General features: G+C 74.2%; 24 protein-coding genes. 14 read left to right on the top strand and 10 right to left on the bottom strand.

Features of this window, described 5'->3' with window-relative positions; genetic code table 11:
• Positions 1–19 precede the first annotated feature (19 nt).
• Together OOK41_RS29365 and OOK41_RS29360 are read left to right on the top strand one after the other, a co-directional pair.
• Entirely contained in the window at positions 20–1162 is a 1143-nt protein-coding gene (locus tag OOK41_RS29365; protein WP_117671172.1) for a geranylgeranyl reductase family protein, read from the top strand.
• Between the two features lie 31 nt (positions 1163–1193).
• Positions 1194–1964: an isoprenyl transferase gene (locus tag OOK41_RS29360; protein ID WP_117671174.1), complete on the top strand. Its 771-nt coding sequence runs from the start codon at positions 1194–1196 to the stop codon at positions 1962–1964.
• A 103-nt stretch (positions 1965–2067) separates the two neighbouring features.
• On the opposite strand, the gene otsB is transcribed toward OOK41_RS29360, so the two are convergent.
• The 3 genes from otsB to OOK41_RS29345 form a co-directional block, all read right to left on the bottom strand.
• Positions 2068–2892, bottom strand: coding sequence for a trehalose-phosphatase (gene otsB, locus OOK41_RS29355; protein WP_266267443.1), 825 nt, complete (start codon positions 2890–2892; stop codon positions 2068–2070).
• 67 nt (positions 2893–2959) lie between these two features.
• On the bottom strand, positions 2960–3313 hold the full coding sequence (locus OOK41_RS29350) for a hypothetical protein (protein WP_117671178.1): 354 nt from the start codon (positions 3311–3313) through the stop codon (positions 2960–2962).
• Positions 3314–3476: 163 nt separating this feature from the next.
• Entirely contained in the window at positions 3477–3917 is a 441-nt protein-coding gene (locus OOK41_RS29345; RefSeq protein WP_117671180.1) for an XRE family transcriptional regulator, read from the bottom strand.
• Positions 3918–4182: 265 nt separating this feature from the next.
• Between OOK41_RS29345 and OOK41_RS29340 the strand changes: the two genes are divergently transcribed.
• The 6 genes from OOK41_RS29340 (at position 4183) to OOK41_RS29315 (ending at position 9712) form a co-directional block, all read left to right on the top strand.
• Positions 4183–4527 (top strand): hypothetical protein, encoded by a 345-nt coding sequence (locus OOK41_RS29340; RefSeq protein WP_117671204.1) that lies wholly within the window; start codon positions 4183–4185, stop codon positions 4525–4527.
• Positions 4528–4594: 67 nt separating this feature from the next.
• Entirely contained in the window at positions 4595–4981 is a 387-nt protein-coding gene (locus tag OOK41_RS29335; RefSeq protein WP_266267442.1) for a hypothetical protein, read from the top strand.
• Between the two features lie 467 nt (positions 4982–5448).
• On the top strand, positions 5449–6858 hold the full coding sequence (locus tag OOK41_RS29330) for a PhoH family protein (RefSeq protein ID WP_266267441.1): 1410 nt from the start codon (positions 5449–5451) through the stop codon (positions 6856–6858).
• A 278-nt stretch (positions 6859–7136) separates the two neighbouring features.
• Positions 7137–7844, top strand: a complete 708-nt coding sequence (locus OOK41_RS29325) for a lytic transglycosylase domain-containing protein (RefSeq protein ID WP_117671186.1) — start codon at positions 7137–7139, stop codon at positions 7842–7844.
• Between the two features lie 131 nt (positions 7845–7975).
• A complete protein-coding gene (locus OOK41_RS29320; protein WP_266268035.1) occupies positions 7976–8626 on the top strand; it encodes a rhomboid family intramembrane serine protease in 651 nt (216 codons plus the stop codon).
• A gap of 117 nt (positions 8627–8743) precedes the next feature.
• Positions 8744–9712 (top strand): NAD(P)/FAD-dependent oxidoreductase, encoded by a 969-nt coding sequence (locus tag OOK41_RS29315; RefSeq protein ID WP_117671190.1) that lies wholly within the window; start codon positions 8744–8746, stop codon positions 9710–9712.
• A 114-nt stretch (positions 9713–9826) separates the two neighbouring features.
• Here OOK41_RS29315 and OOK41_RS29310 read toward each other — a convergent pair whose 3' ends face one another.
• Positions 9827–10519 (bottom strand): TetR/AcrR family transcriptional regulator, encoded by a 693-nt coding sequence (locus OOK41_RS29310; RefSeq protein ID WP_117671192.1) that lies wholly within the window; start codon positions 10517–10519, stop codon positions 9827–9829.
• Positions 10520–10664: 145 nt separating this feature from the next.
• Here OOK41_RS29310 and OOK41_RS29305 point away from each other — a divergent pair, with 145 nt between their 5' ends.
• Positions 10665–11627, top strand: a complete 963-nt coding sequence (locus tag OOK41_RS29305; RefSeq protein ID WP_266267440.1) for an NAD-dependent epimerase/dehydratase family protein — start codon at positions 10665–10667, stop codon at positions 11625–11627.
• A 12-nt stretch (positions 11628–11639) separates the two neighbouring features.
• Here the strand turns inward: OOK41_RS29305 and OOK41_RS29300 are convergent, their stop codons facing one another.
• The gene (locus tag OOK41_RS29300; protein ID WP_266267439.1) at positions 11640–12611 is read right to left on the bottom strand and encodes a DMT family transporter; all 972 of its coding nucleotides are present in this window, start codon (positions 12609–12611) and stop codon (positions 11640–11642) included.
• Positions 12608–13639, bottom strand: a complete 1032-nt coding sequence (gene glpX / locus OOK41_RS29295) for a class II fructose-bisphosphatase (protein ID WP_117671206.1) — start codon at positions 13637–13639, stop codon at positions 12608–12610. Before glpX ends, OOK41_RS29300 begins: the two co-directional genes overlap by 4 nt.
• 261 nt (positions 13640–13900) lie before the next feature.
• Here glpX and OOK41_RS29290 point away from each other — a divergent pair, with 261 nt between their 5' ends.
• Together OOK41_RS29290 and OOK41_RS29285 are read left to right on the top strand one after the other, a co-directional pair.
• Entirely contained in the window at positions 13901–14656 is a 756-nt protein-coding gene (locus OOK41_RS29290; RefSeq protein WP_266267438.1) for a DUF4245 domain-containing protein, read from the top strand.
• A 213-nt stretch (positions 14657–14869) separates the two neighbouring features.
• Positions 14870–15727, top strand: a complete 858-nt coding sequence (locus tag OOK41_RS29285; protein ID WP_266267437.1) for a hypothetical protein — start codon at positions 14870–14872, stop codon at positions 15725–15727.
• A gap of 46 nt (positions 15728–15773) precedes the next feature.
• Here OOK41_RS29285 and OOK41_RS29280 read toward each other — a convergent pair whose 3' ends face one another.
• Entirely contained in the window at positions 15774–15998 is a 225-nt protein-coding gene (locus tag OOK41_RS29280; protein ID WP_117671210.1) for an exodeoxyribonuclease VII small subunit, read from the bottom strand.
• A 121-nt stretch (positions 15999–16119) separates the two neighbouring features.
• Complete coding sequence (xseA, locus tag OOK41_RS29275) at positions 16120–17340, bottom strand: exodeoxyribonuclease VII large subunit (protein ID WP_117671212.1); 1221 nt, start codon at positions 17338–17340, stop codon at positions 16120–16122.
• Between the two features lie 177 nt (positions 17341–17517).
• Between xseA and OOK41_RS29270 the strand changes: the two genes are divergently transcribed.
• Positions 17518–18510 (top strand): 4-hydroxy-3-methylbut-2-enyl diphosphate reductase, encoded by a 993-nt coding sequence (locus OOK41_RS29270; RefSeq protein ID WP_117671214.1) that lies wholly within the window; start codon positions 17518–17520, stop codon positions 18508–18510.
• A 130-nt stretch (positions 18511–18640) separates the two neighbouring features.
• On the top strand, positions 18641–19078 hold the full coding sequence (locus tag OOK41_RS29265) for a hypothetical protein (RefSeq protein WP_117671216.1): 438 nt from the start codon (positions 18641–18643) through the stop codon (positions 19076–19078).
• A 78-nt stretch (positions 19079–19156) separates the two neighbouring features.
• On the opposite strand, the gene OOK41_RS29260 is transcribed toward OOK41_RS29265, so the two are convergent.
• Complete coding sequence (locus tag OOK41_RS29260; RefSeq protein WP_266267436.1) at positions 19157–20335, bottom strand: DNA recombination protein RmuC; 1179 nt, start codon at positions 20333–20335, stop codon at positions 19157–19159.
• A gap of 54 nt (positions 20336–20389) precedes the next feature.
• Between OOK41_RS29260 and OOK41_RS29255 the strand changes: the two genes are divergently transcribed.
• Positions 20390–21166, top strand: coding sequence for a hypothetical protein (locus OOK41_RS29255; RefSeq protein ID WP_117671306.1), 777 nt, complete (start codon positions 20390–20392; stop codon positions 21164–21166).
• 164 nt (positions 21167–21330) lie between these two features.
• On the opposite strand, the gene ppc is transcribed toward OOK41_RS29255, so the two are convergent.
• Entirely contained in the window at positions 21331–24117 is a 2787-nt protein-coding gene (ppc, locus tag OOK41_RS29250; protein ID WP_266267435.1) for a phosphoenolpyruvate carboxylase, read from the bottom strand.
• Positions 24118–24150 lie beyond the last annotated feature (33 nt).

Here is a 24150-nt window from a genome sequence, read left to right as displayed (position 1 = left end):
ACGCAACAGGGGAGGCGGCATGACCGACGAGTACGACGTGGCGGTGGTCGGGGCGGGCCCCGCCGGGGCAGCCGCCGCGCTGGCGGCCCGCCGGGCCGGGGCCCGGGTGCTGCTGCTGGACCGGGCCGACTTCCCCCGGGACAAGGCGTGCGGCGACGGCATCGCCGCGCACGCGCTGGACGTCCTCGCCGGGCTGGGCGTCACCGGTGCCGTCGACGGGTACGCCCCGCTGCCCCGGCTGCGGCTGGTCGGGCCCGGCGGCGGCGCGGTGGCCCGGCCGCTGCCCCGGCCGGCGTACACGGTGCCCCGGGAGGTCTTCGACGCCCGGCTGGTGGCGGCGGCGGTGGCGGCCGGCGCGGAGCTGCGCCGGCACGCCGTGCGCCGGGTCGAGGCGCGCGGCGGGCGGGTGGTGCTCGACGGCGACGTCGCCGCGCGGGCGGTGGTCGGCGCGGACGGCGCCGGATCGGTGGTCCGCCGGGTGCTCGGCCACCCGCCGAACCCGGACCGCCACCTGGCGCTGGCCATCCGGGGGTACGCCCCGGCCCGGCCGGGCCCGCCCGAGCAGCTCATCGTCACCTCGGCGCCGCGCTGGCCGGCGTACGCCTGGTCGTTCCCGATCGGGGACGGGCGGGCGAACGTCGGGTACGGGGAGGTGCTGCGGGGCGAGCCGCTGACCCGCGCCCACCTGCTGGACCGGCTGGCCGCGCTGCTGCCCGGCACCGACCCGGCCGAGGTGACCGCACTGCGCGCCCACCACCTGCCGCTGTCCACCCACCGCCCGTCGCCCGGCCGGGGCCGGCTGGTGCTCGCCGGGGACGCGCTGTCGCTGATCAATCCGTTCACCGGGGAGGGGATCTTCTACGCGCTGCTCTCCGGCGCGCTGGCCGGGGCGGCGGCGGCCGGCGACCCGGCGGGGGCCGCCCGGCGGTACGCCGAAGCGCTGCGCCGCCGCCTCGGCACCCACCTGCGGCACAGCTCCACGGCGGCCTGGCTGGCCCGGCGGCGGTGGGTGGTCGACGGGGCGGTGCGCGCGGCGCGGCGCGACGACCGGGTCTTCGGCACGGTCGTTGAGCTGGGCCTCGGCGACGGCCGGTTGGACGCGCGCACCCTCGCGATGATCGGCATCGGTCTCTCGGCCCGGGATCGGCCACCGCGGGACTGATCCGGGTGGCGGGTCGCTACTCTGCAAGGTGATGACTCTGCGGAACCTCCTCTACTCCGTGTACGAGCGGCGGCTGACGGCCAAGCTCGCGGGCAGGCCGGTGCCCCGGCACGTGGGCGTGATGTGCGACGGCAACCGCCGCTGGGCCCGGGAGATGGGCTTCGTCGACCCCAACGACGGGCACCGGATGGGCGCGGAGCGGATCAAGGAGCTGCTGCGCTGGTGCGACGCCGCCGGGGTGGGACACGTGACGCTCTGGCTGCTCTCCACCGACAATCTCTCCCGCCCGGCGGAGGAACTGGACCCGCTGCTCCAGATCATCGAGGACCTGAGCACCGAGCTGGCCGAGGAGGGCAATCCCTGGCGGCTGCGGATGGTGGGGGCGCTCGACGTCCTGCCGGCGCACCACGCGGCGGCGCTCAAGGCGGCCGAGGAACGGACCCGGCAGCGCACCGGCGGCGCCCAGGTCAACATCGCCGTCGGGTACGGTGGCCGGCGCGAGATCGCCGACGCCGTCCGCTCGCTGCTGCTGGAGCATGCCGCGGCCGGCGGGACCATCGAGGAACTGGCCGAGGCGCTGGACGTCGACCACATCTCCGAGCACCTCTACACCCGGGGCCTTCCGGATCCGGACCTGATCATCCGGACCAGCGGCGAGCAGCGGCTGTCGGGCTTCATGCTGTGGCAGTCGGCCCACTCGGAGTTCTACTTCTGCGAGCTGAACTGGCCCGACTTCCGCCGGGTCGACTTCCTCCGCGCGCTGCGCTCGTACGCCACCCGCCAGCGCCGTTTCGGCGCCTGAGCCCCCGCCCCTCCCTTCCCGGCGATCTTGCACTCAGGGCCCTGGTTTCGTCCCAGTTGTCCGCTTTGTCCGGGCGGACAGTGCAAGATCGGCGGGGGTGGGGTTAGCGCAGCCGGGGGAGGGCCTCGGTGAGGAAGTCGCCGAGGGCGGCGGGGGACTCGATCGTCAGGTCGGCGGCCTCGGCGACCTCGTGGCCGGTCTCCGGGTTCGCCACCGCAACGCAGACCCCGAGGAACTCCGGGTCCGCCGCCGCGCGGGCGCGCAGCGCCGCGAACGCCTTGATGTCGGAGACGTCGTCGCCGAAGTACCAGGCGCCGCCGGCGTCCCGGACCACCTCGCCGATGACCATGCCCTTGTCCCGGTCGACCGGCGGCTTGATCTCCAACACCATCCGGCCGGCCTGCACGCGCAGCCCGAGCCGCTCGGCCTGCGCCTGGCCCCACTCCTGCACGGCCGCGCCGAGCTGTGGGGCGGTGCGCCAGTGCAGCGCCACGGAGAGCCGTTTGAACTCGACCAGCGCCTCGGCCGGCAGTTCGGCGCGGGCGAGGTCGGCCAGCTCCCGCATGGTCGGCACCCAGGGCAGCGCGGCCGGCTCGGTGACCGTCTCGCCGCCCGAGTGGCTGTGCTCCAGCCCGTAGAGGCCGTAGAGGTCGACGCCGTCCAGCCCGCCGAGGTGGTCGCGGAGGAACTCGACCGGCCGGGCGGAGACGATCGCGATCCGGCGGACCAGCGGCGCGAGGGCCTCGATCGCAGCCAGCACCTTCGGGGCCGGCTGCACCGCCGTCGGGTCGTCGTCGACGGGCGCGAGTGTGCCGTCGAAGTCGAAGAAGAGGACGATGTCGCCCACCCGGCCAGCGGTCGCCCGCCAGGCCCGGTCGGCGTCCAACGGGGTCTGCGGCTGCTGGTTGCCCAGATTCAACGGCGGCACGCGCGACAGCGTACCCCGGGGTGGCCGGCGTATTCGTGGCCGAGACGAGACTCCCGGACCGGTCAGTTCAGCGTTCGGCGGCTCCCCGACCCCGGCGTCCGAACGGCACCACCTCGGCGTCCTGACCGTGGCTGAGCAGGTAGCCCTCCACGAAACCGGTGTTCCGGTCGCCGGTACGCGCCTCGATCTCGTTGAGCCGCGCCACCAGGAACTCGGTGAGCGCGCTGATCCGGTCGTTGAGCCGGTCGTGCAGCTCGGCGACGACGGCCAGGACGACCGCCGTACCGGCGGTGGTGAGCGCGAGGACGTTGGCGACCACGGGAAGCTGCCCGCCGCCGACCACGCCGATCACCAGGTTGCCGGTCACGGCGGATGTCAGGGACACCACCGCGACCACGACTGCCAACCACTTCAGGGTCATGGACAGACCCCTCCTTCTGTCCCGCAGGGCTGAGTTCGGCCTTGTCCCGTCCCCCCGCCGACGACGAGCCCAAGCAGTACGAATAGGGACGCTAGCGCTCCCGTTCCGCTCCCGGAGGAAAACGATTGGGTCCGACCTGCGGTTCTTTCGCCATCTGAGGAAACTAGCCCGCCCGATTACCTCTTTTTCGGACATCGGCGGGGAGAGTTGGGCGGTAAGCGAGGTAACGAATGGTTTCCCGGATGTGGAACTTCTCCGTGTCCGACACGGTGGGGTCGACCAGCCGGCGCAGCAGCGCCTCCACGTCCGGGTCCATCGGGGGCGGGCCGGGCGCGGAGCGGGGGGTGGCCGCCCGGTCCCAGCCCAGCACCCCGAAGGCGGCCGTCGGGTTGAGGCCGAGACCCTCGCAGAAGGCGACCACCCGCTCGGCCTCCGGGTCGCTGGCCCAGTCCCCCCGGACCCAGCGGTTGATGGTCTGGCGGGAGACGCCGGTGCGCCGGGAGACCTCGGTGCCACTCCAGGCGCGCATGGCCCGGGCGTCGTCGAGGGCCCGGCGGACGAAGGCGGCAAAGGCGATCTTCCGGGCGTGAGCGCTCTCGGTCACTCCGTGACGGTACGACCACTCGCGTCCGGCGGGGTCTCCGGGCACGCTTGTGTCACGTGAACGAGACACGCGTACGGGGCCGCAGTCGGCCGTGTCCGGCATTGCTTCTGAGGGGTCTCACCTGGGCAGAGTAGGTGTCCGTCAGTGCCGGCGCGATCGGACGAAAAGCTGATACTGTCACGTTCATGGGACAATTTACCGTGTGTCACGTGCCTGAGACGATTGGTGCTCGCATGCGTCCCTCACCCGGTACGAGGGGGGTGTGGTGACCGAACTCGCCACCCGTGCCCAGGCCTTCGGCCTGATCGCGGAGGGGGTGGCCGCCGGGCTGAGCGCGCCGTGGCGCCTGTACCTCGCCCGGGGCTGCCGTTTCCTGTCGCTCAACGTGGGGGACCGGGCGGAGTGGAACGCCTGGCGGACCCATCTCGGCTGCCCGGAGCTGAGCGTCCGGGTCTACGACGCCGGCGGCGAGATCCGCCGCTCCTCGGTCGCCGAGGTGGTCCTGGACGGCTGCCGGATCAGCGTCGAGCTGACCGAGGAGGTCAGCACCGACGACCTGGACCGGCTGCTGGTCACCGACCCCACCTCCGTCGAGCCGGAGGAACGGTGAACGCCGCCCCGCCCCGCCGCGCCGTCCGGGCCTCCGCCGGTGTCCCGGGTCGCCGGGGAGCCGCCGGATGAGTCCCTTCCTCGCGGTCTTCCTCGTCCTCGTGCTCGGCTCGACCAGCTACGCGGCCGGCCGGCTGCACGGTCAGCTCAGTTACCGGATCGGTTACCGCTTCGGCTACCGACAGGGGTACTTCGACGGCGACCGGGGCGCCTGGAACCGGCGCCGCCGGGAGGCCCAGGCGGCCATCGCCTCCGCCCTGGCCGGCCCGCCGCCGGCCCGCGACCGGGACGGCCGGGCCGCCCGGCAGGGCACCACCTACACCGGCTCCTCCTTCGCCGCCCCGTCCCGCAGGGGCACCGTGGCGGTCGCGGCACCGGTCGCCGCGCCAGTCGCCGTGCCGGCCACCGCGAGCGGTCGGCACCCCACCGGCGCCCTGGTCCGGTGGCAGGGCTGACCCGGCCCGGCCGCCCGCCGGCCCGCGCCAGCGGCTCCGGCCGGCTGTCGGCTTCCGTCGGCGGCTCCGGCCGGCCGTCGGCTTCCGCCGGCCCGAGGGAGGGGTGACCGCCGGCTGCCGCCGGAGCGGCACGAGCACGGTGCGCCGTCCGCGGCGGACGCGCACCGTCGGGACCACGTCAGACCGGTGACCGTGGTCCCACCGGCCGGGATGCGCGCAGGGGGCATGCATCCCGGCCGGTTCCGCCGCGACTGTTCACCGGCCCGTCGCCGGAGATCCAGTCGACAACCTCTAGCCGGGACGTCCCGGCGGGGCTAGCGTCTAGTCATGGCACGGGGTTCTCCCGGGCCAGCCGGCCAGCCCGGATCTGCGACCTCGCGCACGGGGCCCGCATCCGACCCCGTGTCCCCGGGCACCGGACGAGGCGGAACGCGGGTGGCCGGGTGCCCATCCGTCGGAGCAGGCCTGTGACGACTCGCCGTACCCCCGCCGGTGCCGACCAGAACCCGGCCGCGACTGCCACGACCCGCCGTGCCACCCGGAGCCGCCGCGCGGCTGCTCCGGTCGAGCCCGAGGAGCCCCGACCAGCCGGCCAGGCGTTCGTCCTGGACACCTCGGTCCTGCTCTCGGACCCGGCGGCGTTCCACCGGTTCGCCGAGCACGAGGTGGTGCTACCCCTCGTGGTCATCTCAGAGTTGGAGGGCAAGCGGCACCATCCGGAGCTGGGCTGGTTCGCCCGGCAGTCGTTGCGCCTGCTCGACGAGCTGCGCGTGCGCCACGGTCGGCTGGACCGGCCGGTGCCGGCCAACGACGCCGGCGGCACCCTGCGGGTGGAGTTGAACCACACCGACGACGGCGTGTTGCCGCCCGGCTTCCGCAACGAGTCCAACGACGCCCGGATCCTCTCGGTGGCGCTCAACCTGGCCGCCGAGGGGCGGGACGTGACCCTGGTCAGCAAGGACATGCCGCTGCGGGTGAAGGCGGCCTCGGTCGGGCTGCGCGCCGACGAGTACCGGCACGGCCAGGCCAGCGACCCGACCTGGACGGGGATGTCCGAGCTGGAGCTGGGCGAGGACGAGATCGGCGCGCTCTACGCCGGCGAGACCCTCGACGTGGACGGCGCGGCCGGACTGCCCTGCCACACCGGGCTGGTGCTGCACTCCGGGCGCGGCTCCGCGCTGGGCCGGGTGCTGCCCGACAAGACGGTGCGGCTGGTCCGGGGCGACCGGGAGGCGTTCGGGGTGCACGGCCGCTCGGCCGAGCAGCGGGTCGCCCTCGACCTGCTGCTGGACGAGTCGATCGGGATCGTCTCGCTGGGCGGCCGGGCCGGCACCGGCAAGTCGGCGCTGGCGCTGTGCGCCGGCCTGGAGGCGGTGATGGAGCGGCGCCGGCACAAGAAGGTGGTCGTCTTCCGCCCGCTTTACGCCGTCGGCGGCCAGGAGTTGGGCTACCTGCCCGGCTCCGAGACCGAGAAGATGTCGCCCTGGGCACAGGCGGTCTTCGACACCCTCGGCGCGGTGGTGCACGAGAACGTGCTGGAGGAGGTCATGACCCGGGGCATCCTGGAGGTCCTCCCGCTCACCCACATCCGGGGCCGCAGCCTGCACGACGCCTTCGTCATCGTGGACGAGGCCCAGTCGCTGGAGCGGGGCGTGCTGCTCACCGTGCTGTCCCGGATCGGCCAGGGGTCGCGGGTGGTGCTCACCCACGACGTCGCCCAGCGGGACAACCTGCGGGTGGGCCGGCACGACGGGGTGACCGCCGTGATCGAGACGCTCAAGGGCCACCCGCTGTTCGCGCACGTCACGCTGACCCGCTCCGAGCGGTCGCCGATCGCCGCGATGGTGACGGATCTACTGGAGGGCGTTCCGCTCTGATCGCGATGTTTGTCCGTTAGAGTGATCGTTAGCCCTAATTATCCGTGTGGCCCAAGTCACAATTGGGGCGGGTGGTTTCCCATTGGTCTCACTGTGCGCGATGGTGTCCAACGAGCGTCCACGTCCCGGAAAGATCGTCCGCCGTCATCCGACGGCGGGGCGGGCGGCACCGGGTGCGTCGGCTGCGACCGGCAGGGTCGGGGCGCTCACAGCGCGGGCCGACCCCTCCGCGGGTCGGGGTCGTGCCGTGTCCTTGCCCCCGACGAAGGGACCACTTCGTGACTCGGCTGTGGAGCCGGTTCGGCGCCCGTACCGCCGCCGTCGCACTGCTCTCCGTGGGCGTTGCCGGCGGCTTCTATCTCGGCGAAGACCGGGAAACCCAGCAACAGGGCCTGACCGCGCAGGTCGGCCTCCAGATCGACCAGGCCGAGTACGACTACCAGCGCGACCGGCAGGCCGAGCACCGGGTCAGCTCCGCCAAGCAGCGGGCCGCCGAGTACCAGGCCAAGCTGCGCGCCGCCGAGGCGGCGAAGGAGGCCGCCGAGCGGGCCCGCGAGGCCGAGGCCGCCGCCGCGTCCCGCAAGAAGGAGCGCGAGGCGGCGGCGAAGAAGGCCGCCGAGAAGGCGGCGGCGGCCAAGGCGAGCAAGCCGTACGACGGGCCGATCCCGGCCTCGTGCAGCGAGTACGGCGGCAACCGGAAGATCGGCTGCGCGCTGATGCTCGACGCCGGCTTCGGCATCGACCAGTTCCCGTGCCTGGACAAGCTCTGGACCAAGGAGAGCGGCTGGAACCACAAGGCCCGCAACCCTTCCTCCGGGGCGTACGGCATCCCGCAGTCGCTGCCGGGCAGCAAGATGGGCTCGGTGGCCAGCGACTGGGAGACCAACCCGGCCACCCAGATCAAGTGGGGCCTCGGCTATATCGAGGGCCGGTACAACAGCCCCTGCGGCGCGTGGAGCCACTCGCAGAGCAACGGCTGGTACTGACCGACGAGGCGGCGCGGCGGCGGGGGGTGCGGACGTCCGTACCCCCCCGCCGCCGCCGTCGTCGTACCGGGATTCGGCGCGCCCACGGGTGGCGGCCGGCGGGGTTTGCTGATAGCTCTTGGGGGGTGACCCTGCACGGCGACTCTCCGGGCGGCGACCCGCGACGCTTCGGCACCGAGGCCTTCTACGCCTCCATCGGCCGGGCCTTCGTCGCCATGTGCGCCGTCGTGCCGGCCCTCTTCCTCGTCGAGGCCCTCGACGCCGGCCTCGGCATCGACCTCGACCTGGCCGGCGGCATCATCCCGCGCCGCATCGACGGGCTGGACGGGGTGCTCTTCTCGCCGTTCCTGCACGCCGACTTCAACCACCTCTACAGCAACAGCGTGCCGCTGATCCTGCTCGGCACGTTCGTGCTCGCCGCCGGCTTCCGGCGCTTCCTCTGGTCCACCCTGGTCATCGTGCTGGTCAGCGGGCTGGGCGTGTGGTTCACCGGCTCGCCGAACTCGGTGGTGGTCGGGGCCAGCGGGGTCATCTTCGGCTACCTGGGCGTCCTGCTAACCCGGGGCGTGGTCGAGCGGAGCTGGTGGAACTTCGGCGTGGTGCTGCTGGTCGGTCTGCTCTACGGCTGGCAGCTGCTGGGCATCCTCCCCACCGACGAGCGGATCTCCTGGCAGGGCCACCTCTTCGGACTGGTCGGCGGGGTGGTCGCCGCGATCCTGTTCCGGCGCCGCCGGGCCGAGGCCGATCCGTACGACCTGGACTCCCCGCTCGCCCTGCCCTGACGAGGGCCTCCCTCCCGGGCCGGCACACCGGAGTGGGACATGCTTGCCCCGGTGCTGCGCCGGGCCTACCGTCGGCATCAGCACGCGTGATCCGTGAGCGGAAAGCGACGGTACGTCATGCCCGAGGTCGATGTCGCAGTGATCGGTGCCGGTCCGACGGGGCTCTTCGCCGCGTACTACGCGGGGTTCCGGGGGCTCTCCGTGGCGGTGGTCGACGCGCTGCCCGAGGCCGGGGGGCAGATCACCGCGATGTACCCGGAGAAGCTGATCCTCGACGTGGCCGGCTTCCCGGCGGTCAAGGGCCGGGACCTGGTGGCCAACCTGGTCGCCCAGGCCGCCCCGTTCCACCCGCGGTACCTGCTCGGCACCCGGGTCGAAAAGCTGTCCCACGCCGACGGGCGGCCCCTGCTCGGCCTCGCCGGCGGCCAGCAGCTCTCCTGCGGCGCGGTGGTCGTCACCGGCGGCCTGGGCAGCTTCAGCCCGCGTCCGTTGCCGGTGGCCGACAGCTTCACCGGCGCCGGGATCGTCTACTTCGTGCCGGAGCCGGCCGCGCTGGCCGACCGGGACGTGCTGATCGTCGGCGGCGGTGACTCGGCGTTCGACTGGGCGCTGGCGTTGCAGCCGCTGGCCCGCTCGGTGACGCTGGTGCACCGGCGGGAGAAGTTCCGCGCCCACGCCGCCACCGTCACCCGGGTGCGGGAGCTGTGCGTCCGGGTCATCGTCAACGCCGAGGTCACCCGCCTGCACGGGGACAGCACGGTGACCGGCGCCGAGATCACCGTGCGGGGCGGCGGGGTGGAGACGCTGCCGGTCGACACGGTGGTGGCCGCGCTCGGCTTCACGGCCGACCTCGGCCCGATCGCCGAGTGGGGGCTGCGGCTGGACCGCCGGCACATCGTGGTGGACAGCGCGATGGCGACCAACCTGGCCCGGGTGTTCGCGGCCGGCGACATCACCGAGTACCCGGGCAAGGTCCGGCTGATCGCCACGGGCTTCGGCGAGGCGGCCACCGCGGTCAACAACGCCGCCGTGGCGATCGACCCGTCGGCCCACCTCTTCCCCGGCCACTCCTCCGACGCCGCCTAACCCCACCCGCGCGCCGATCTTGCAGTGGCGGCCCCGGCGAAAAGGCGCGCAAGGGGCGAACCGGGGGCCCGAAGTGCAAGATCGCGGGAGGGGCGGGGCGGCGGGGCGGGTGGGTCAGCGGGGTAGGCCGATGAGGTCGGCCATCAGCGCGGTCTGGTGGTCGAAGTACGCGTCGCGGTGCGGAAGCGTGCGGTTGATCCGGCCGAACAGCTCGAAGCTGATCAGCCCGAAGAGCTGGGTCCAGCCGGCCATGGCCCGGGCGAGCAGCGCCTCCGGCAGCCCCGGGGCGAGGGCGTCGGCGATCTCCGCGAGGTCCGCCCGGAGCGGTTCGGGTAGTTCCCCGGGGTCGGGGATGGCGAGCCGCCCGGCGGCCACGCCGTCGCGCAGGATGCCGACCAGGGTGGCCGGCGGGCGCTGAGCCGGCCCCACCGTGTCGTCCGGGGCGGCGTACCCGGGGACCGGGCTGCCGTAGATCAGCGCGTACTCGGCGGGGTGGGTCAGGGCCCAGTCGCGGGTCGCCCGGCACGCCGCGTGCCAGCGTCCCCGTAGGTCGAGCCGGTCCGCGCCCGCGTCGGCCGCCTCCACCGCCGCGCCCAGCGCGTCGTACGCCTCGATGATCAGGGCGGTGAGCAGGTCGTCCCGGCTCGGGAAGTAGCGGTAGATCGCCGAGGAGACCATTCCCATGTCCCGGGCCACCGCCCGGAGGCTGAGGTTCGCCCCGTCGCTGGCGAGGTGCCGGCGGGCGACGGCCTTGATCTCGTCGAGCATCTCGGCGCGGACCCGGGCGCGGATCGAGGAGGCGGGCATGGTCCCCACTCTGCCACAGTCGAGAGCGGTCATCAAAACAGAGAGCACTGCTCTTGACGAACGGCCGGGCGGGGCGGCATGCTGGTCGAGCCACAACGAGAGCAGTGCTCTCGGGCCGTACTCATGCTTCGAAAGGTGACTTGTGATGTCGCTGCACGTGATCGTCGGCGCCGGACCTGTCGGTACCGCCACCGCCCGTCTTCTCGCGGCCACCGGCGAGCGGGTCCGGGTCGTCACCCGGCGCGGGACCGGCCTGGACCACCCGGCCGTCGAGCGGGTCGCCGCCGATGCCGCCGACCCGGATCGGCTCGCCGGCCTCGCGGAGGGCGCGGTCGCCCTCTACAACTGCGCCAACCCGGCGTACCACCGCTGGCCGATCGACTGGCCGCCGCTGGCCGCCGCGCTGCTCGCCGCCGCCGAGCGCACCGGCGCCGTGCTCGCCACGGTCGGCAACCTCTACGGGTACGGGCCGGTCGACGGCCCGATGACCGAGGCGACCCCGCTGGCGGCCCCCGGAACGAAGGGGCGGGTCCGCAACCGGATGTGGGCCGAGGCGCTGGCCGCCCACCAGGCGGGCCGGGCCCGGGTGACCGAGGTGCGCGGCTCCGACTACCTGGGCGTCGGAGCCACCTCGCTGCCGATGATGCTGCTGCCCGGGGTGCTCGCCGGCCGTCGGGTGCTGCTGCCCGTCGACTTCGACGCCCCGCACACCTGGACGTACGTCGACGACGTCGCCCGTACCCTGGTGGCGACCGCCGCCGACGAGCGCGCCTGGGGCCGGGCCTGGCACGTGCCCAGCCCGCCCGCGGTCTCCGCCCGCGAGCTGGCCACCCGGACCGCCGCCCTGGCGGGCGCCCCCGCCCCGAGGCTCACCCGGCTGCCGTACCCGGCGCTGTGGCTGGGCGGGCTGGTCAACCCGTTCGCCCGGGAGCTGCGGGAGACCGCCTACCAGTTCGACCGTCCGTACCTGCTCGACTCGACCGCGGCCACCGCCACGCTCGGCCTCGCGCCGACCCCGCTGGACCGCGCGCTCGCCGATACCGTCGCCGCCCTGCGCGGCGCCACCCCGCCCGTCGGCCGGACGCCGGTCGGTGACCGTCGGCGCTGAGCCGGGCCCTTCCTACCGGTGGCGCGCCGGGGTGCGGCCGGCGAGCACCACCGCGACCAGGGTGAGCGCGGCACCCAGCAGCGTGGTCACGCCCGGGTGTGAGGCCGCGGTCGGCAGCACCAGGTCGAGCAGGACGGCACCGACGACCTGGCCGGCGATGGTGGCCAGGCCGAGCAGCAGCACCCCGGTGAACCGTACGATGGCCGCCGCGATCGCGATGAAGACGATGCCGATCGGCCCGCCGAGGTAGAGCCACGGCTCGCTCGGCAGGCCCCCGGCGGGGCGCCCCCGGACGGCCACCTCGACCGCGAACGTGGCGAGCAGCGCGACGGTGCCGACGGCGAAGTTGACCAGCGTGGCGGCCAGCGCGCTGCCGGAGGCCGCCCGGACCCGCCCGTTCACCGCCTGCTGCCAGGCGAGGCCGATCCCGGCCAGCAGCGGCAGCACGGCCAGGCCTAGCGTGCCGGGGTCACCCAGCCGGTGGCCGACCGCCAGCAGCACGGCCAGCACGGTCAGCACCGCGCCGACCAGGCGGTTCGGGGTGACCGCCTGGCGGCCGGCCGGACCGATCCCGGCCCGGTCGACCAGCAGGCTGCTGCCGGACTGCCCGGCGACCACCGCCACGGTGAACACGGCCACGCCGAGCGTGCCGATGGTCAGCCCCTGGCTGGCTACCAGGAACGCGCCGCAGACGCCGCCGAGGCACTGCCACGGCCGCAGCGAGCCGTCCGCCAGCGCCGCCCGCAGCGCGGACAGGCCCCGCCGCCCAGCCGGGGTGGCGGGGACCAGCACCAACAGCACCAGCAGGCCGAGGCCGAACGAGACCACCGCCGCGGCGATCCCGTCGGCCAGGCGTACGCCCAGTTCGCCGTTGATCCGGGACTGCACGGCGACGGCGAACCCGGAGGCGACGGCCAGCCCGACGCCGGCGATCCGGCGGGTGGCCGTCAAGGTCGGCGGCGCGGTCGTGGTGGTGCCCGTCACTCCTGCTCGGCCAGCGGACGACCGTCGAAGTCGACCGCCGAGTACAGCGCCAGCTTCTCCAACCGGTGGTACGAGTCGATCACCCGGATCGTGCCGCTCTTGGAGCGCATGACGATCGACTGCGTGTACGCCCCGCCGGCCCGGTAGCGCACGCCGCGCAGCAGGTCGCCGGAGGTGACCCCGGTCGCGACGAAGAAGCAGTTGTCGCCGGTGACCAGGTCGTCGGTGGTGAGCACCCGGTCCAGGTCGTGCCCGGCGGCGAGCGCCTTCTCCCGCTCCGCGGAGTCGCGCGGCCAGAGCTTGGCCTGCATCACCCCGCCCATGCACTTGAGGGCGCAGGCGGCGGTGATCCCCTCCGGGGTGCCGCCGATGCCCATCAGCACGTCGACGTCCGACTCGCCGCGGGCGGCGGCGATGGCGCCGGCGATGTCGCCGTCGGAGATGAACCGGATGCCGGCCCCGACGCGGCGGACCTGGGCGACCAGGTCGTCGTGGCGCGGGCGGTCCAGCACGCAGACGGTGACCTCGGAGACGTCGGTGCCCTTGACCTTGGCGATCCGGCGCAGGTTGTCGGCCACCCCGGCGTTGATGTCGACCACGTCGGCGTAGGCCGGGCCGACGGCCAGCTTCTCCATGTAGAAGACGGCGCTCGGGTCGAACATCGCCCCCCGCTCGGCCACCGCGAGCACGGCGAGCGCGTTCGGCATGCCCTTGCTCATCAGCGTGGTCCCGTCGATCGGGTCCACCGCGACGTCCACCTCGGGGCCGGTGCCGTCGCCGACCTCCTCGCCGTTGAAGAGCATCGGGGCATTGTCCTTCTCGCCCTCGCCGATCACCACGACGCCCCGCATCGGGATCGAGTTGATCAGCTTGCGCATGGCGTCGACGGCTGCCCCGTCGCCGCCCTCCTTGTCGCCCCGGCCGACCCACCGGCCGGCGGCCATCGCCGCCGCCTCGGTGACCCGGACCAAGTCGAGGGCGAGGTTGCGGTCCAGATCCTGGGGGGTCCGCGTCCTGGTGCTCGTCATGACGGCTTTCCTCCTCGCGACGTTGCGGGGTGGACCGGCGGCACACGGTCGTCACCGCCGCCGGCTTTGTCGCTGATCCTCACACGATCGTCAACCTATCGCCGGGTCGGGGCGCTGGTGGCCAGCTTCCCGCCAACCGGGTGGTGGGACGGATCACCCTTTCCCCCTGCCGCCCACCGCCGGCAGCCGGCCGGGGGGACGCGCCGGCTGCCGGCGGTGGTGGGCCGCTTCCCGGTCGCCGGGGGCTGGAAGAATGGGGAGGTGGATCCCGCCCAGCCCGCCGAGCGCACCCCCGCCGAGCCGACCCCGCCGACGCCCGCTCCGTCGGACCCGGCCCCGCCCGCCGTAGCCGGGGACCCGGCTCCGCCCGCCGCCGTCGGGCAGCCGGCCCTGGTCGAGTCGGCGTCCGCGAGCCAGGCCGGTCCGGACGAGCACCCCGTGCCGCCCCCGGGCCGGCCGGCGGTGTCCCCGGGCCGGCCCGGGGGCCGGCCGGCGGGCAAGGAGAAGGCCAGGTCCGAGCGGTCGCCGAAGGACATGGCGATCTCGCTGCTGGTGCTGCTGGTCCCCATCGCCCTGCTGCTCGCCTTCTACCGGGGCTTCCTCGGTGGCGACCAGCCGAGCACCGTCGACCCGGCCCCGGCCCTGGAGCAGGCCCGCGCGGCCAGCGCCTTCCCGGTGAGCCAGCCCACCGGGCTCGGCGACGACTGGAAGACGGTCAGCGCCAGCTACCGCAGCGTCGAGGGCGGCTCCAACCTGCGGATCGGCTACCTGACCCCGGAGGGGCGGGGTGCCCAGCTCGTGCAGAGCGACGTGCCGCCCGAGCGGCTGCTGCCCGCCGAGCTGACCGCCGAGGGACAGCCCCAGGGCCCCACCGAGCTGGGCGGACGTAGCTGGCAGCGGTACACCGCCCGGGGCAACGAGCAGGCCCTCGTGCTGCTCGAACCGGGCCGTACGGTGATCGTGGTCGGCGACGCCCGGGAGAACGAACTGCGCCGGCTCGCCGACGCCGTCCGCTAGGGCGGGCTGCCCCGGCACCGGGCCGCCCGGGTGGGCCGGCGGGGGCGACGGACCGGACATGGATTGCCGAAGGCGGCGACCGGGAACAGAAGGGGTGCGACCCCGCAGGCGCAGCCAGCCGGGCGGGACTCGTGCGTCGGAGCCAGCGCTCGGGCTGCGGCGCGCCGCCTCCGGCGCCTGTGTGGGCCGGACGACCCACTTGGAGAGGTTCACGTGACCATTCGTCGCTTCAGCGCGGCGGTCTTCGCCGCGACGCTGCTCACTCCTGCTCTGGCCGGCTGCAACAGCACCGGGACCGGCGAGGCGGGGGCCTCCGCGTCCCCGACGGTCTCCGGGAGCGCGGCTCCCGGCAGCGCCGCCCCGGGCAGCGCCTCGCCCGGTACGGGCGACGCCAAGCAGGCCCTGCTGAACTCGACCAACGAGATCCGCAACGGCAACTTCCGGTTCACCATGGCCGGCGTCGGCAGCACCGCCCAGGGGCAGGTGCACGAGCCGAGCCAGAGCGCCGAGATGAAGCTGACCATCGGCGACGCCTCCTCGGACGTGCAGATGAGGCTGGACCTGGTGCACCTCAAGCCGGACAGCTGGGTCAAGCTCGACCTCGGCGGCCAGGCGGCCAAGCTGCCCGGCGTGCAGAGCCTCAACCTCGGCAAGTACCAGCACCTCGACCAGTCCCGGATCAAGGGCAACCGCAACCTGGCCTTCGACTTCGACAAGGTCGACCCGGCCGGCAGCGAGGTGCTCACCCAGGGGGTCACCGAGGTCCGGCAGACCGGCGAGGGTGCCTACGCGGGCACGATCGACGTGACGAAGGCCGCCGAGGCCGGCTCGCTGAACGCCGAGCTGATCAAGGCGCTCGGCCAGCAGGCCCGGTCGCTGCCGTTCACGGCGAAGCTGGACCCGCAGGGCCGACTCAGCGAGCTGGTCATCCAGATCCCGGCGTCCGGCCAGAACAAGGCGCAGGACATCAAGATCACGTACGCCGACTACGGCGCGGCGAGCGCCGCCCAGCGCCCGCCGGCCGACCAGGTCGTCGAGGCCCCCAACGAGCTGTACAACCTGTTCAACTGAGACTCGGCCGGGTGCGGGGCCGGCCGCCGCCGCCCCGCACCCGCCGTCAGGCGTCCGGCGGCTGCTGACGGGCCGCGTCGATGCGGGCCCGCGCGCCGTCGAGCCAGCGCTGGCAGATCTCGGCCAGCCTCTCGCCGCGCTCCCAGAGTGCCAGCGACTCCTCCAGCGAGGTGCCGCCCTTCTCCAGCCGTTCCACCACCGAGGCCAGCTCGGCGCGGGCCTGCTCGTAGCTGAGCCGCTCGTCCGGCCCGGCGTTCTTCTCGTCAGTCATCGGTCCCATCCCAGCACATCCCCGCCCGTCCGCCGCGTCGGGCGCTCCGCCGTCGGGCGCCGGACGGCCTGTCGGCTGTCCCGTGCCACGCCGCCTGCGTCCTCGCGGCGCCCCGGGGCGCTCAGCCGTCGGCCGTCGCAGCCAGTTCGCCCTCGGCGAGGCGTACCCGCAGCGGGTCGCCCCCGCTCACCTCGCCCGCCGACCGGACCACGTGGCCGTCGGCCCGCTGGACGATCGCGTAGCCCCTGTCGAGGGTGGCGGCGGGGGAGAGGGCACGCAGCCGGGCCAGGGTGTGTCGCAGCTCCTCCCGGGCCGCGCCGAGGCGGTGGTCCAGGCACCGCCCGGCCCGTTGGCGCAGCGCGGCGACCTCGGTGGCCCGCTGCTCCACCATCACCTGTGGCCGGGCCAGCACCGGCCGGGACCGCAGCCCGTCGAGGCGGTGCGACTCCCGGTCGACCAGGTTGCGCACGGCCCGCTCCAGCCGGTGCCGGGCCTGTCCGATCAGGCGCAACTCCTCGCCCAGGTCGGGCACCACCCGCTTGGCCGCGTCCGTCGGCGTCGAGGCCCGCACGTCGGCGACGTAGTCGACCAGCGGCGCGTCCGTCTCGTGGCCGATCGCGCTGACCACCGGCGTACGGCAGGCGAACACCGCCCGGCACAGCGCCTCGTCGGAGAACGGGAGCAGGTCCTCGATGCCGCCGCCGCCCCGGGCGATGACGATCACGTCGATGGTCGGATCGGCGTCGAGGACCCGCAGCGCGTCGACGATCTGGGTGACGGCGCCCGCGCCCTGCACGGCCACGTTGACCGTGCGGAACTCCACGGCCGGCCAGCGCCGCCGGGCGTTGGTCAGCACGTCCCGCTCGGCGGCGGAGGCGCGGCCGGTGATCAACCCGACCCGCCCGGGCAGGAAGGGCAGCCGCCGCTTGCGGGCCCGGTCGAACAGCCCCTCGGCGGCCAGCAGCTTCTTCAGCTTCTCCAGCCGGGCCAGCAGCTCGCCGAGCCCCACCTGGCGGATCTCGTCGGCGCGCAGGCTCAGCGTGCCCCGGGCCGCGTAGAACTCGGGCTTGGCGTGCAGCACCACCCGGGCGCCCTCGCTCAGCTCGGGTGCGCCCGCGTCGAGCACGTCCCGGTTGGTGGTCACGGTCAGGCTCAGGTCGGCCGACGGGTCCCGCAGGGTGAGGAAGACGGTGCTGGCCCCGGGCCGCCGGCTGATCTGCGCCACCTGCCCGTCGACCCACACCCAGCCGAGCCGGGCGATCCACGCCCCCACCTTCTGGCTGACCACCCGCACCGGCCACGGCTCCTCGGAGCTGCTCCGCCCGTTCTCACCCGTACTCACCCCCACACCCTACGGACGCCCGCGCAGACCGGGCGGGACGCGTCGCCCGACGGGCGTTCCGCCGGCCGGACCGCCGGTACACCGGACCGGCGGCGACGCCCCGGGCGGCGGGTGGCGGGAGCTGTGGCGGCGGTCGCAGCCGATGTCGGGCTCGGGGGCGACACGTAGGATGGGCGGGTGACCGAGGCTCAGGCGACCCCCCAGACCGGCAAGCGCGTGCTCCTGGCCAAGCCCCGCGGCTACTGCGCGGGCGTCGACCGGGCGGTGCAGACCGTCGAGGAGGCGCTCAAGCTCTACGGCGCGCCGATCTACGTGCGCAAGCAGATCGTGCACAACAAGCACGTGGTGCACACCCTGGAGGCCCAGGGCGCGATCTTCGTGGAGGAGAACGACGAGGTGCCGGAGGGCGCCACCGTGATCTTCTCCGCGCACGGCGTCGCCCCCGAGGTCTACGAGCAGGCGAAGGTCCGCTCGCTCAAGGCGATCGACGCGACCTGCCCGCTGGTGACCAAGGTCCACCAGGAGGCGAAGCGGTTCGCGGCCGAGGACTACGACATCCTGCTGATCGGCCACGAGGGGCACGAGGAGGTCGTCGGCACCGCCGGCGAGGCCCCCGCGCACATCCAGCTCGTCGACGGCCCCGACGACGCCGACAAGGTCACCGTCCGCGACCCGAGCAAGGTGGTGTGGCTCTCCCAGACCACGCTGTCGGTCGACGAGACGCTGGAGACCGTGGCCCGGCTCAAGGCCCGGCTGCCGCTGCTCCAGTCGCCGCCCAGCGACGACATCTGCTACGCCACCTCCAACCGGCAGCACGTGGTCAAGGAGATCGCCCCCGAGTGCGACGTCGTGCTCGTCGTCGGGTCGCGCAACTCCTCGAACTCGGTCCGGCTGGTCGAGGTCGCCCTGGACGCGGGTGCCCGCGCCGGCCACCTGGTCGACTTCGCCCACGAGATCGACGACGCCTGGCTGGCCGGGGCCCGCACCGTTGGGCTGACCTCGGGCGCGAGCGTCCCCGACGAGCTGGTCCAGGAGGTGCTGGCGCACCTCGCCGAGCGGGGCTTCGCCGACGTGGACGAGGTGGTGACCGCCAACGAGCGGCTGACCTTCTCCCTGCCCCAGGAGCTCAAGCGGGACATGAAGGCCGCCGCCGCGGCCGTCCGCGCCTGATGGCCGTCCGGCGGTCGGTCGTGCCCGGTGGTCTCACCCGTCCGCTCCGGTGGGGGTTCGTCGCCCTCGGCGGCGAACCGTGGCTCTGACGCCTCGGAACGGATCGTCGTCCGGACGCGTCCCAACAGGTATGAAGACTCCTCGGATGGCCCTCGCCGCCCTGGTCGTCTGCGCCGCGCTGAGCGCCTGCGGCGGGCAGGGGGCCGGTGACGGCACACCCGCCCCAAGTCCCTCGGGAGGATCGCCGGTGACCGACGCGACCAGCACCGGCCCGGCGGATCCGGCCGACCCGACCGCCGCCGTGCCGTCCCCGCCGGTGCCCACCAAGACCCCGGGGCACGGCCCGAGCCTCCCGCCGGGCCCCGGCGCGGCCACGCTGACGGGCACCGTCGAGGCCGGGGTGGAGCCCGGCTGCCGGCTGCTGGACGGCCACCAGCTCGTCGGCGGCCCCGCCGACGTGCTCACCCCCGGCACGAAGGTCACGGTCACCGGCCAGGCCAAACCGGACATGATCACCACCTGCCAGCAGGGCATCCCGTTCGTCGTCGAGTCCGCCCGCCGGGCCTGACCCGTACTGGCCGACCCGGGACGACCGGGGAAGCCCGTCCCCGCCCGACGGAGACGGTCCTCGGTGCCGCTGTGCGGGCTAACGCTCCGTCGACCCGGGCCGGTCGGCCAGAGCTGAGGTCGGCTCCGCCAGCTCCGGCGCCTGCGGCTGCCGGGGAGCCACCTCGACCTGCGCGGGGACGGCCAGCTCCTGGTCGGACACGCCCAGCTCGGCGAGCTTGCGGGCGCTGACCAGCACCCGTGCCTCCAGCGAGCCGACCGCCCGGTTGTACGCCGTCACCGCCCCGCCGAGCGACGCGCCGAGCTTGCCGACGTGGTCGCCCAGCGTGGACAGCCGGCCGTACAGCTCGCGGGCCAGCGAGTGCACCGCGACCGCGTTGCGGGCCAGCGACTCCTGCCGCCACGAGTACGCCACCGTACGCAGCAGCGCCACCAGGGTGGCCGGCGTCGCCAGGACCACGTCGCGGGCGAACGCGTGCTCCAGCAGCGTGGGGTCGCGCTGCAACGCCACGTCCAGGAACGGGTCGGCCGGCACGAACAGCACCACGAACTCGGGGGTCGAGTCGAACGCCGCCCAGTAGGACTTGGCGGCCAGCGCGTCGACGTGCGCCCGCAGGTGCTTCGCGTGCGCGTCGAGCTGGGTGTCCCGGCCGCGCTCGTCGCGCGCCTCCATCGCGGTCAGGTACGCGTCGAAGGGCGCCTTCGCGTCCACCACCACGGTGCGCCCCCCGTGCAGCCGGACGACGAGGTCGGGGCGTACCCCCTGGTGGTCGGTCGCGGCGGTGACCTGCTCGTCGAAGTCGCAGTGCTCCAGCATGCCGGCGGCCTCGACGATCCGGCGGAGCTGGTGCTCGCCCCAGCGGCCCCGCACCTGCGGTGCGCGCAGCGCCGCCACGAGCTGCTTGGTCTCGGTGCGCAGCTCGCCCGAGACCGTGCTCATCGCGCGGACCTGCTCGCGCAGCTCGGCGTACGCGTCGACCCGGTCGTGTTCGAGCTGGGCCACCCGGGACTCGTAGCGGCGCAGGGTGTCGTGCAGCGGCGCCACCGCCCGGGCGACCGCCTCCTGCGACTGCGCGGTCGCCTCGTAGCCGAGCGCCCGCATCGACTGCTCCAGCCGCCCCTCGCCCTCCCGGGCCGCGGCGAGGGTGGCCTCCAGCCGGGCGATGTCGGCCGCCGCCCGGGACCGGGCCGCGAACCAGCCCAGCGCGGCACCGGCGGTGAGGCAGAACACCACCACGGCCAGCGTCGAGAAGCTCATCACCAGAGCTTGCCAAACATGTACCACGTGACGGCGCCGGGTACGTTCGAGAGCATGGAATTTCTGCTCGTGGTCCTTCTCGCGGTGCTGCTCGTCGGCGGCCTCCTCTGGTGGCGCCGGGAGAGCGCGGCCCGGGAGGCCCGCAGCCTGGCCGACGTGCGCGCCGACGCCCAGCGCTGGTACGAACGCCTCGGCGGCCAGGTGATGAACCTGCACGGCGACGACCCGGCGGTGCGGCAGGCCCTGGTCGACGCCGGCGAGCGGTACAACGCGGCGGGCAGCCAGCTTGAGCAGGCCCGCACGGTCCACCAGTACCGGCTGGCCCGGGAGACGGCCCTGGAGGGGCTGGCGTACGCCCGGGCGGCCCGGATCGCACTGGGCATCGACCCCGGTCCCGAACTGCCGCCGCTGGCCTCCGCGCAGGGCACCGGCCAGCTCACCCGGGAGCGCGAGGTCAACGTGCAGGGGCAGACCTTCCGGGCCGGCCCGCAGCCCGGCCGGGCCACGCCCTACTACTACCCGGGTGGCCGGATGCAGGGCCGGCCAGTGCCGGCCGGCTGGTACTCGACGCCATGGTGGAAGACCGCGCTCGGCGCGGGCGCCGGGGTGCTCGGCGGGATGCTGATCGCGGACGCGCTCTTCTCCCCGGCGTTCGCCGACCCCGGCTACGGCTACGAGGCCGGCTACCAGGAGGGATTCGGCGACGGCGCCGACTTCGGCGGTGACCAGGCCGGCGACTTCGGCGGCGGCGACTTCGGGGGCGGCGATTTCGGCGGCGGGGATTTCGGGGGCGGGGATTTCGGGGGCGGGGATTTCGGCGGGGACTTCTGACCCGGAGCGGATACTCGGCGGCCGAGCCTGGCCACCCGGCTGCGTCCGGCCGACGCCTGGCCACCCGGCCGACGCCCTGACCACCCGCCCGGCGGCGAGCAGAAAGGGCCCCTGGCCACGCGGTCCACGCGTGAACAGGGGCCCGTTCTGCGTCTCGGCGGGCCTCAGCCGGTGTTGCGCATGCCGGCGGCGATGCCGTTGACCGTGGTCAGCAGGGCCCGCTCCAGGGCCGTCCCGTCGTTGGGGGCGCGCCGGCCGCCCGGGGCGGTGGCCACGGCCCGGCCGGCCGCGCCCGAGTCCCGGTACTGCCGCAGCAGCGCCACCTGGAGGTGGTGCAGCGGCTCCAGGTAGGTGTCCCGCACCGCGAGGGTGCGCTGGAGCACCGGCGAGTTCTCCAGCAGTGCCGGCGAGGAGGTGACCGCCAGCACCTCCTGCTTGGTCAGCTCGTACTCCTGCTCGATCTTGGTGAAGATCGGGTGCAGCTTCTTCGGCACCAGGGTCTCGACGTACCGGCGGGCGATGCTCAGGTCGGTCTTGGTCAGCATCATCTCGACGTTCGACAGGAACGTGCGGAAGAAGTGCCAGTTGCGGTGCATCTCGGCCAGCACGTCCTGGAGGCCGGCCTCGCGCGCCGCCGCCAGCCCGGAGCCCACCCCGAACCAGCCCGGCACGATCTGCCGGGTCTGGGTCCAGCCGAACACCCACGGGATGGCCCGCAGCCCGGACAGGCCGGCCCCGGTGTTCGGGCGCTTCGCCGGCCGCGAACCGATGTTCAGCGCGCCCAGCAGCTCGGTCGGGGTGGACGCCCAGAAGTACTCCGGCAGGTCCGGGTCCTCCACCAGCGACCGGTACGACCGGAACGCCGCGTCGGAGACCACGTCCATCGACGCGTCCCAGCGCTCCAGCATTTCGGCGGGCTGCCGGGGCGCGGTGTGCAGCAGGGTGGCCTGGAGCACCGCCGCGACGGTCAGCTCCAGGTTCTCCCGGGCCAGCGCCGGCAGAGTGTACTTGTCGGAGATGACCTCACCCTGCTCGGTGACCTTGATCGCGCCGTCGAGGGTGCCGTACGGCTGGGCCAGCACCGCGTCGTGGGTGGGGCCGCCGCCGCGCCCGACGGTGCCGCCCCGGCCGTGGAACAGCCGCAGGTGCACCCCGTGCCGGGCGGCCACGTCGCGCAGCGCCCGCTGGGCCCGGTGGATCGACCACTGGCTGGTGGTGATGCCGGCCTCCTTGTTCGAGTCGGAGTAGCCCAGCATCACCTCCTGCACGTCGCCCCGGGCCGCCACCAGGGACCGGTACGCGGGCAGCGACAGCAGCTCGTCCAGCAGCTCGCCACCGGAGTCCAGCTCGGCCGGGGTCTCCAGCAGCGGCACGAAGCCGATCCGGGACCGGCCGCTGTGCACGTCCACCAGCCCGGCCTCGCGGGCCAGCAGCACCGCCGCGAGGACGTCGTCCACGCCGAGGGTCATCGAGATGATGTACGACTCGATGACCTCGGAGCCGAACCGGTCCTGCGCCTCGCGGATCGTGCCGAACACGTCGAACGTCTTGCGGGCGCTCTCGGTCAGCGGGGTGTCCAGCGTCGACAGCGGCCGGCGGCCGGTCAGCTCGTCGGCGAGGAGCTTGGTCCGCTCCAGGCGGCTCAGCGACGGATAGTCGGACACCTCGCCGACGGCCGCGTAGAGCTGGGTGAGCACCTCGTGGTGCTTCTCGGCGTGCTCCCGTACGTCCATGGTCGCCAGGTGCATCCCGAACGCGGACACCGTGCGGATGGTGGAGGCGAGGTGGCCGACGGCGGTGAGCTGGCCGGAGTTGCGGGCCAGCGAGGCGCGCAGCAGCTCCAGGTCGGCGATCAGCTCGGCCGAACCCCGGTAGTCCCGGCCGGCCACGTGCGGGGTGCCCCGGCGCAGCCGCTCCCGGGTGTTGGCCAGCTTCGCCTTCACGCACCGGGCCTTCAGCCGGTACGGCTCCTCGGCGTTGACCCGGCGGAACCGGGGCGCCACCTCGGGCAGCGCGTCCAGGTCGGCGGCGAGGCTGGCGGAGAGGTCCAGCGACACCCCGCGCAGCCGGCGGGAGACGGACACCTCGTTGATCAGATGCTCCATCGCCGCCTCGGTGGCCGCGATGCCGTGCTCGTGCTGGATCCGCAGCACCTCCCGGGTGACCGCCGGGGTGACGAACGGGTTGCCGTCCCGGTCGCCGCCGATCCAGGTGCCGAAGGTCAGCGGCCGGGACGTCGGCGAGGTCTCCACCCCGAGGGTGCGCAGCGTGTCGGCGAGGTCGTCGAGCACCTGCGGGGCGGCCTCGGCGTACAGGTCGCGCAGGTAGTAGATGGCGTTGCGGGCCTCGTCGGTCGGGTCCGGCCGGTCCAGCCGCAGCTCGTCGGTCTGCCACATCAGGTCCAGCAGCTCGGCCAGCCGCCGGTTCGCCGGCCCCTCGTCGCTGGCCCCGTAGAGGATGGCGTTGGCGGTCTCCGCGTCCAGCTCGTCGGCGATCGCCCGCAGCTTCGACAGGATCGACCGGCGGGCCGCCTCGGTCGGGTGGGCGGTGAACACCGGGCGGACCGCGAGCCGGCGGGCCGCCGCCGCGATCTCCTCGGCCGGCACCCCGCGCTCGGCGATCATCTTGGCCGCCTGGTCGAGCCAGCCGCCCTGCACCGCCCGGCGGCGGCGCAGGTCCCGGGCCCGGTGCACCTGTTCGGTGATGTTGGCCAGGTGGAAGTAGGTGGAGAAGGCGCGGGCCAGCTTGGTGCCGGTGGTCACGTCCAGCCCGCCGAGGCGCTGTGCGGCGGTGGGGGCGTCGGAGCGGACCAGGGCGCGGATCTCCTCGACCAGGTCGAGCAGCGGGCGACCCTCCTGCCGGGCGAGAGTCTGCCCGAGCAGCGTGCCGAGGCGGCGGATGTCGGCCCGCAGTGCGGCGTCCGGGCCGTCGTGGTCGTGCTGGTCGGTCACGGTGCGCTCCTTACCCGAGTACGAAGGACAGCG

It is taken from the genome of Micromonospora sp. NBC_01655 (genome assembly GCF_026339755.1).
Classification (GTDB): Bacteria; Actinomycetota; Actinomycetes; order Mycobacteriales; family Micromonosporaceae; genus Micromonospora.
The sequence above is the reverse complement of the archived record's forward strand: the minus strand, read 5'-3'. Positions and strand labels throughout refer to the sequence as shown.

Excerpts from the sequence above, each read along its gene's own strand:
- OOK41_RS29260 (WP_266267436.1), bottom strand. The coding sequence starts at position 20,335 with ATGAGCTTCTCGACGCTGGCCGTGGTGGTGTTCTGCCTCACCGCCGGT.
- OOK41_RS29310 (WP_117671192.1), bottom strand. The coding sequence starts at position 10,519 with ATGCCCGCCTCCTCGATCCGCGCCCGGGTCCGCGCCGAGATGCTCGAC.
- OOK41_RS29265 (WP_117671216.1), top strand. The coding sequence starts at position 18,641 with ATGAAGACTCCTCGGATGGCCCTCGCCGCCCTGGTCGTCTGCGCCGCG.
- OOK41_RS29350 (WP_117671178.1), bottom strand. The coding sequence starts at position 3,313 with ATGACCCTGAAGTGGTTGGCAGTCGTGGTCGCGGTGGTGTCCCTGACA.
- OOK41_RS29365 (WP_117671172.1), top strand. The coding sequence starts at position 20 with ATGACCGACGAGTACGACGTGGCGGTGGTCGGGGCGGGCCCCGCCGGG.
- OOK41_RS29335 (WP_266267442.1), top strand. The coding sequence starts at position 4,595 with ATGAGTCCCTTCCTCGCGGTCTTCCTCGTCCTCGTGCTCGGCTCGACC.
- OOK41_RS29315 (WP_117671190.1), top strand. The coding sequence starts at position 8,744 with ATGCCCGAGGTCGATGTCGCAGTGATCGGTGCCGGTCCGACGGGGCTC.
- OOK41_RS29255 (WP_117671306.1), top strand. The coding sequence starts at position 20,390 with ATGGAATTTCTGCTCGTGGTCCTTCTCGCGGTGCTGCTCGTCGGCGGC.
- glpX (WP_117671206.1), bottom strand. The coding sequence starts at position 13,639 with ATGACGAGCACCAGGACGCGGACCCCCCAGGATCTGGACCGCAACCTC.
- OOK41_RS29305 (WP_266267440.1), top strand. The coding sequence starts at position 10,665 with ATGTCGCTGCACGTGATCGTCGGCGCCGGACCTGTCGGTACCGCCACC.
- OOK41_RS29280 (WP_117671210.1), bottom strand. The coding sequence starts at position 15,998 with ATGACTGACGAGAAGAACGCCGGGCCGGACGAGCGGCTCAGCTACGAG.
- OOK41_RS29360 (WP_117671174.1), top strand. The coding sequence starts at position 1,194 with ATGACTCTGCGGAACCTCCTCTACTCCGTGTACGAGCGGCGGCTGACG.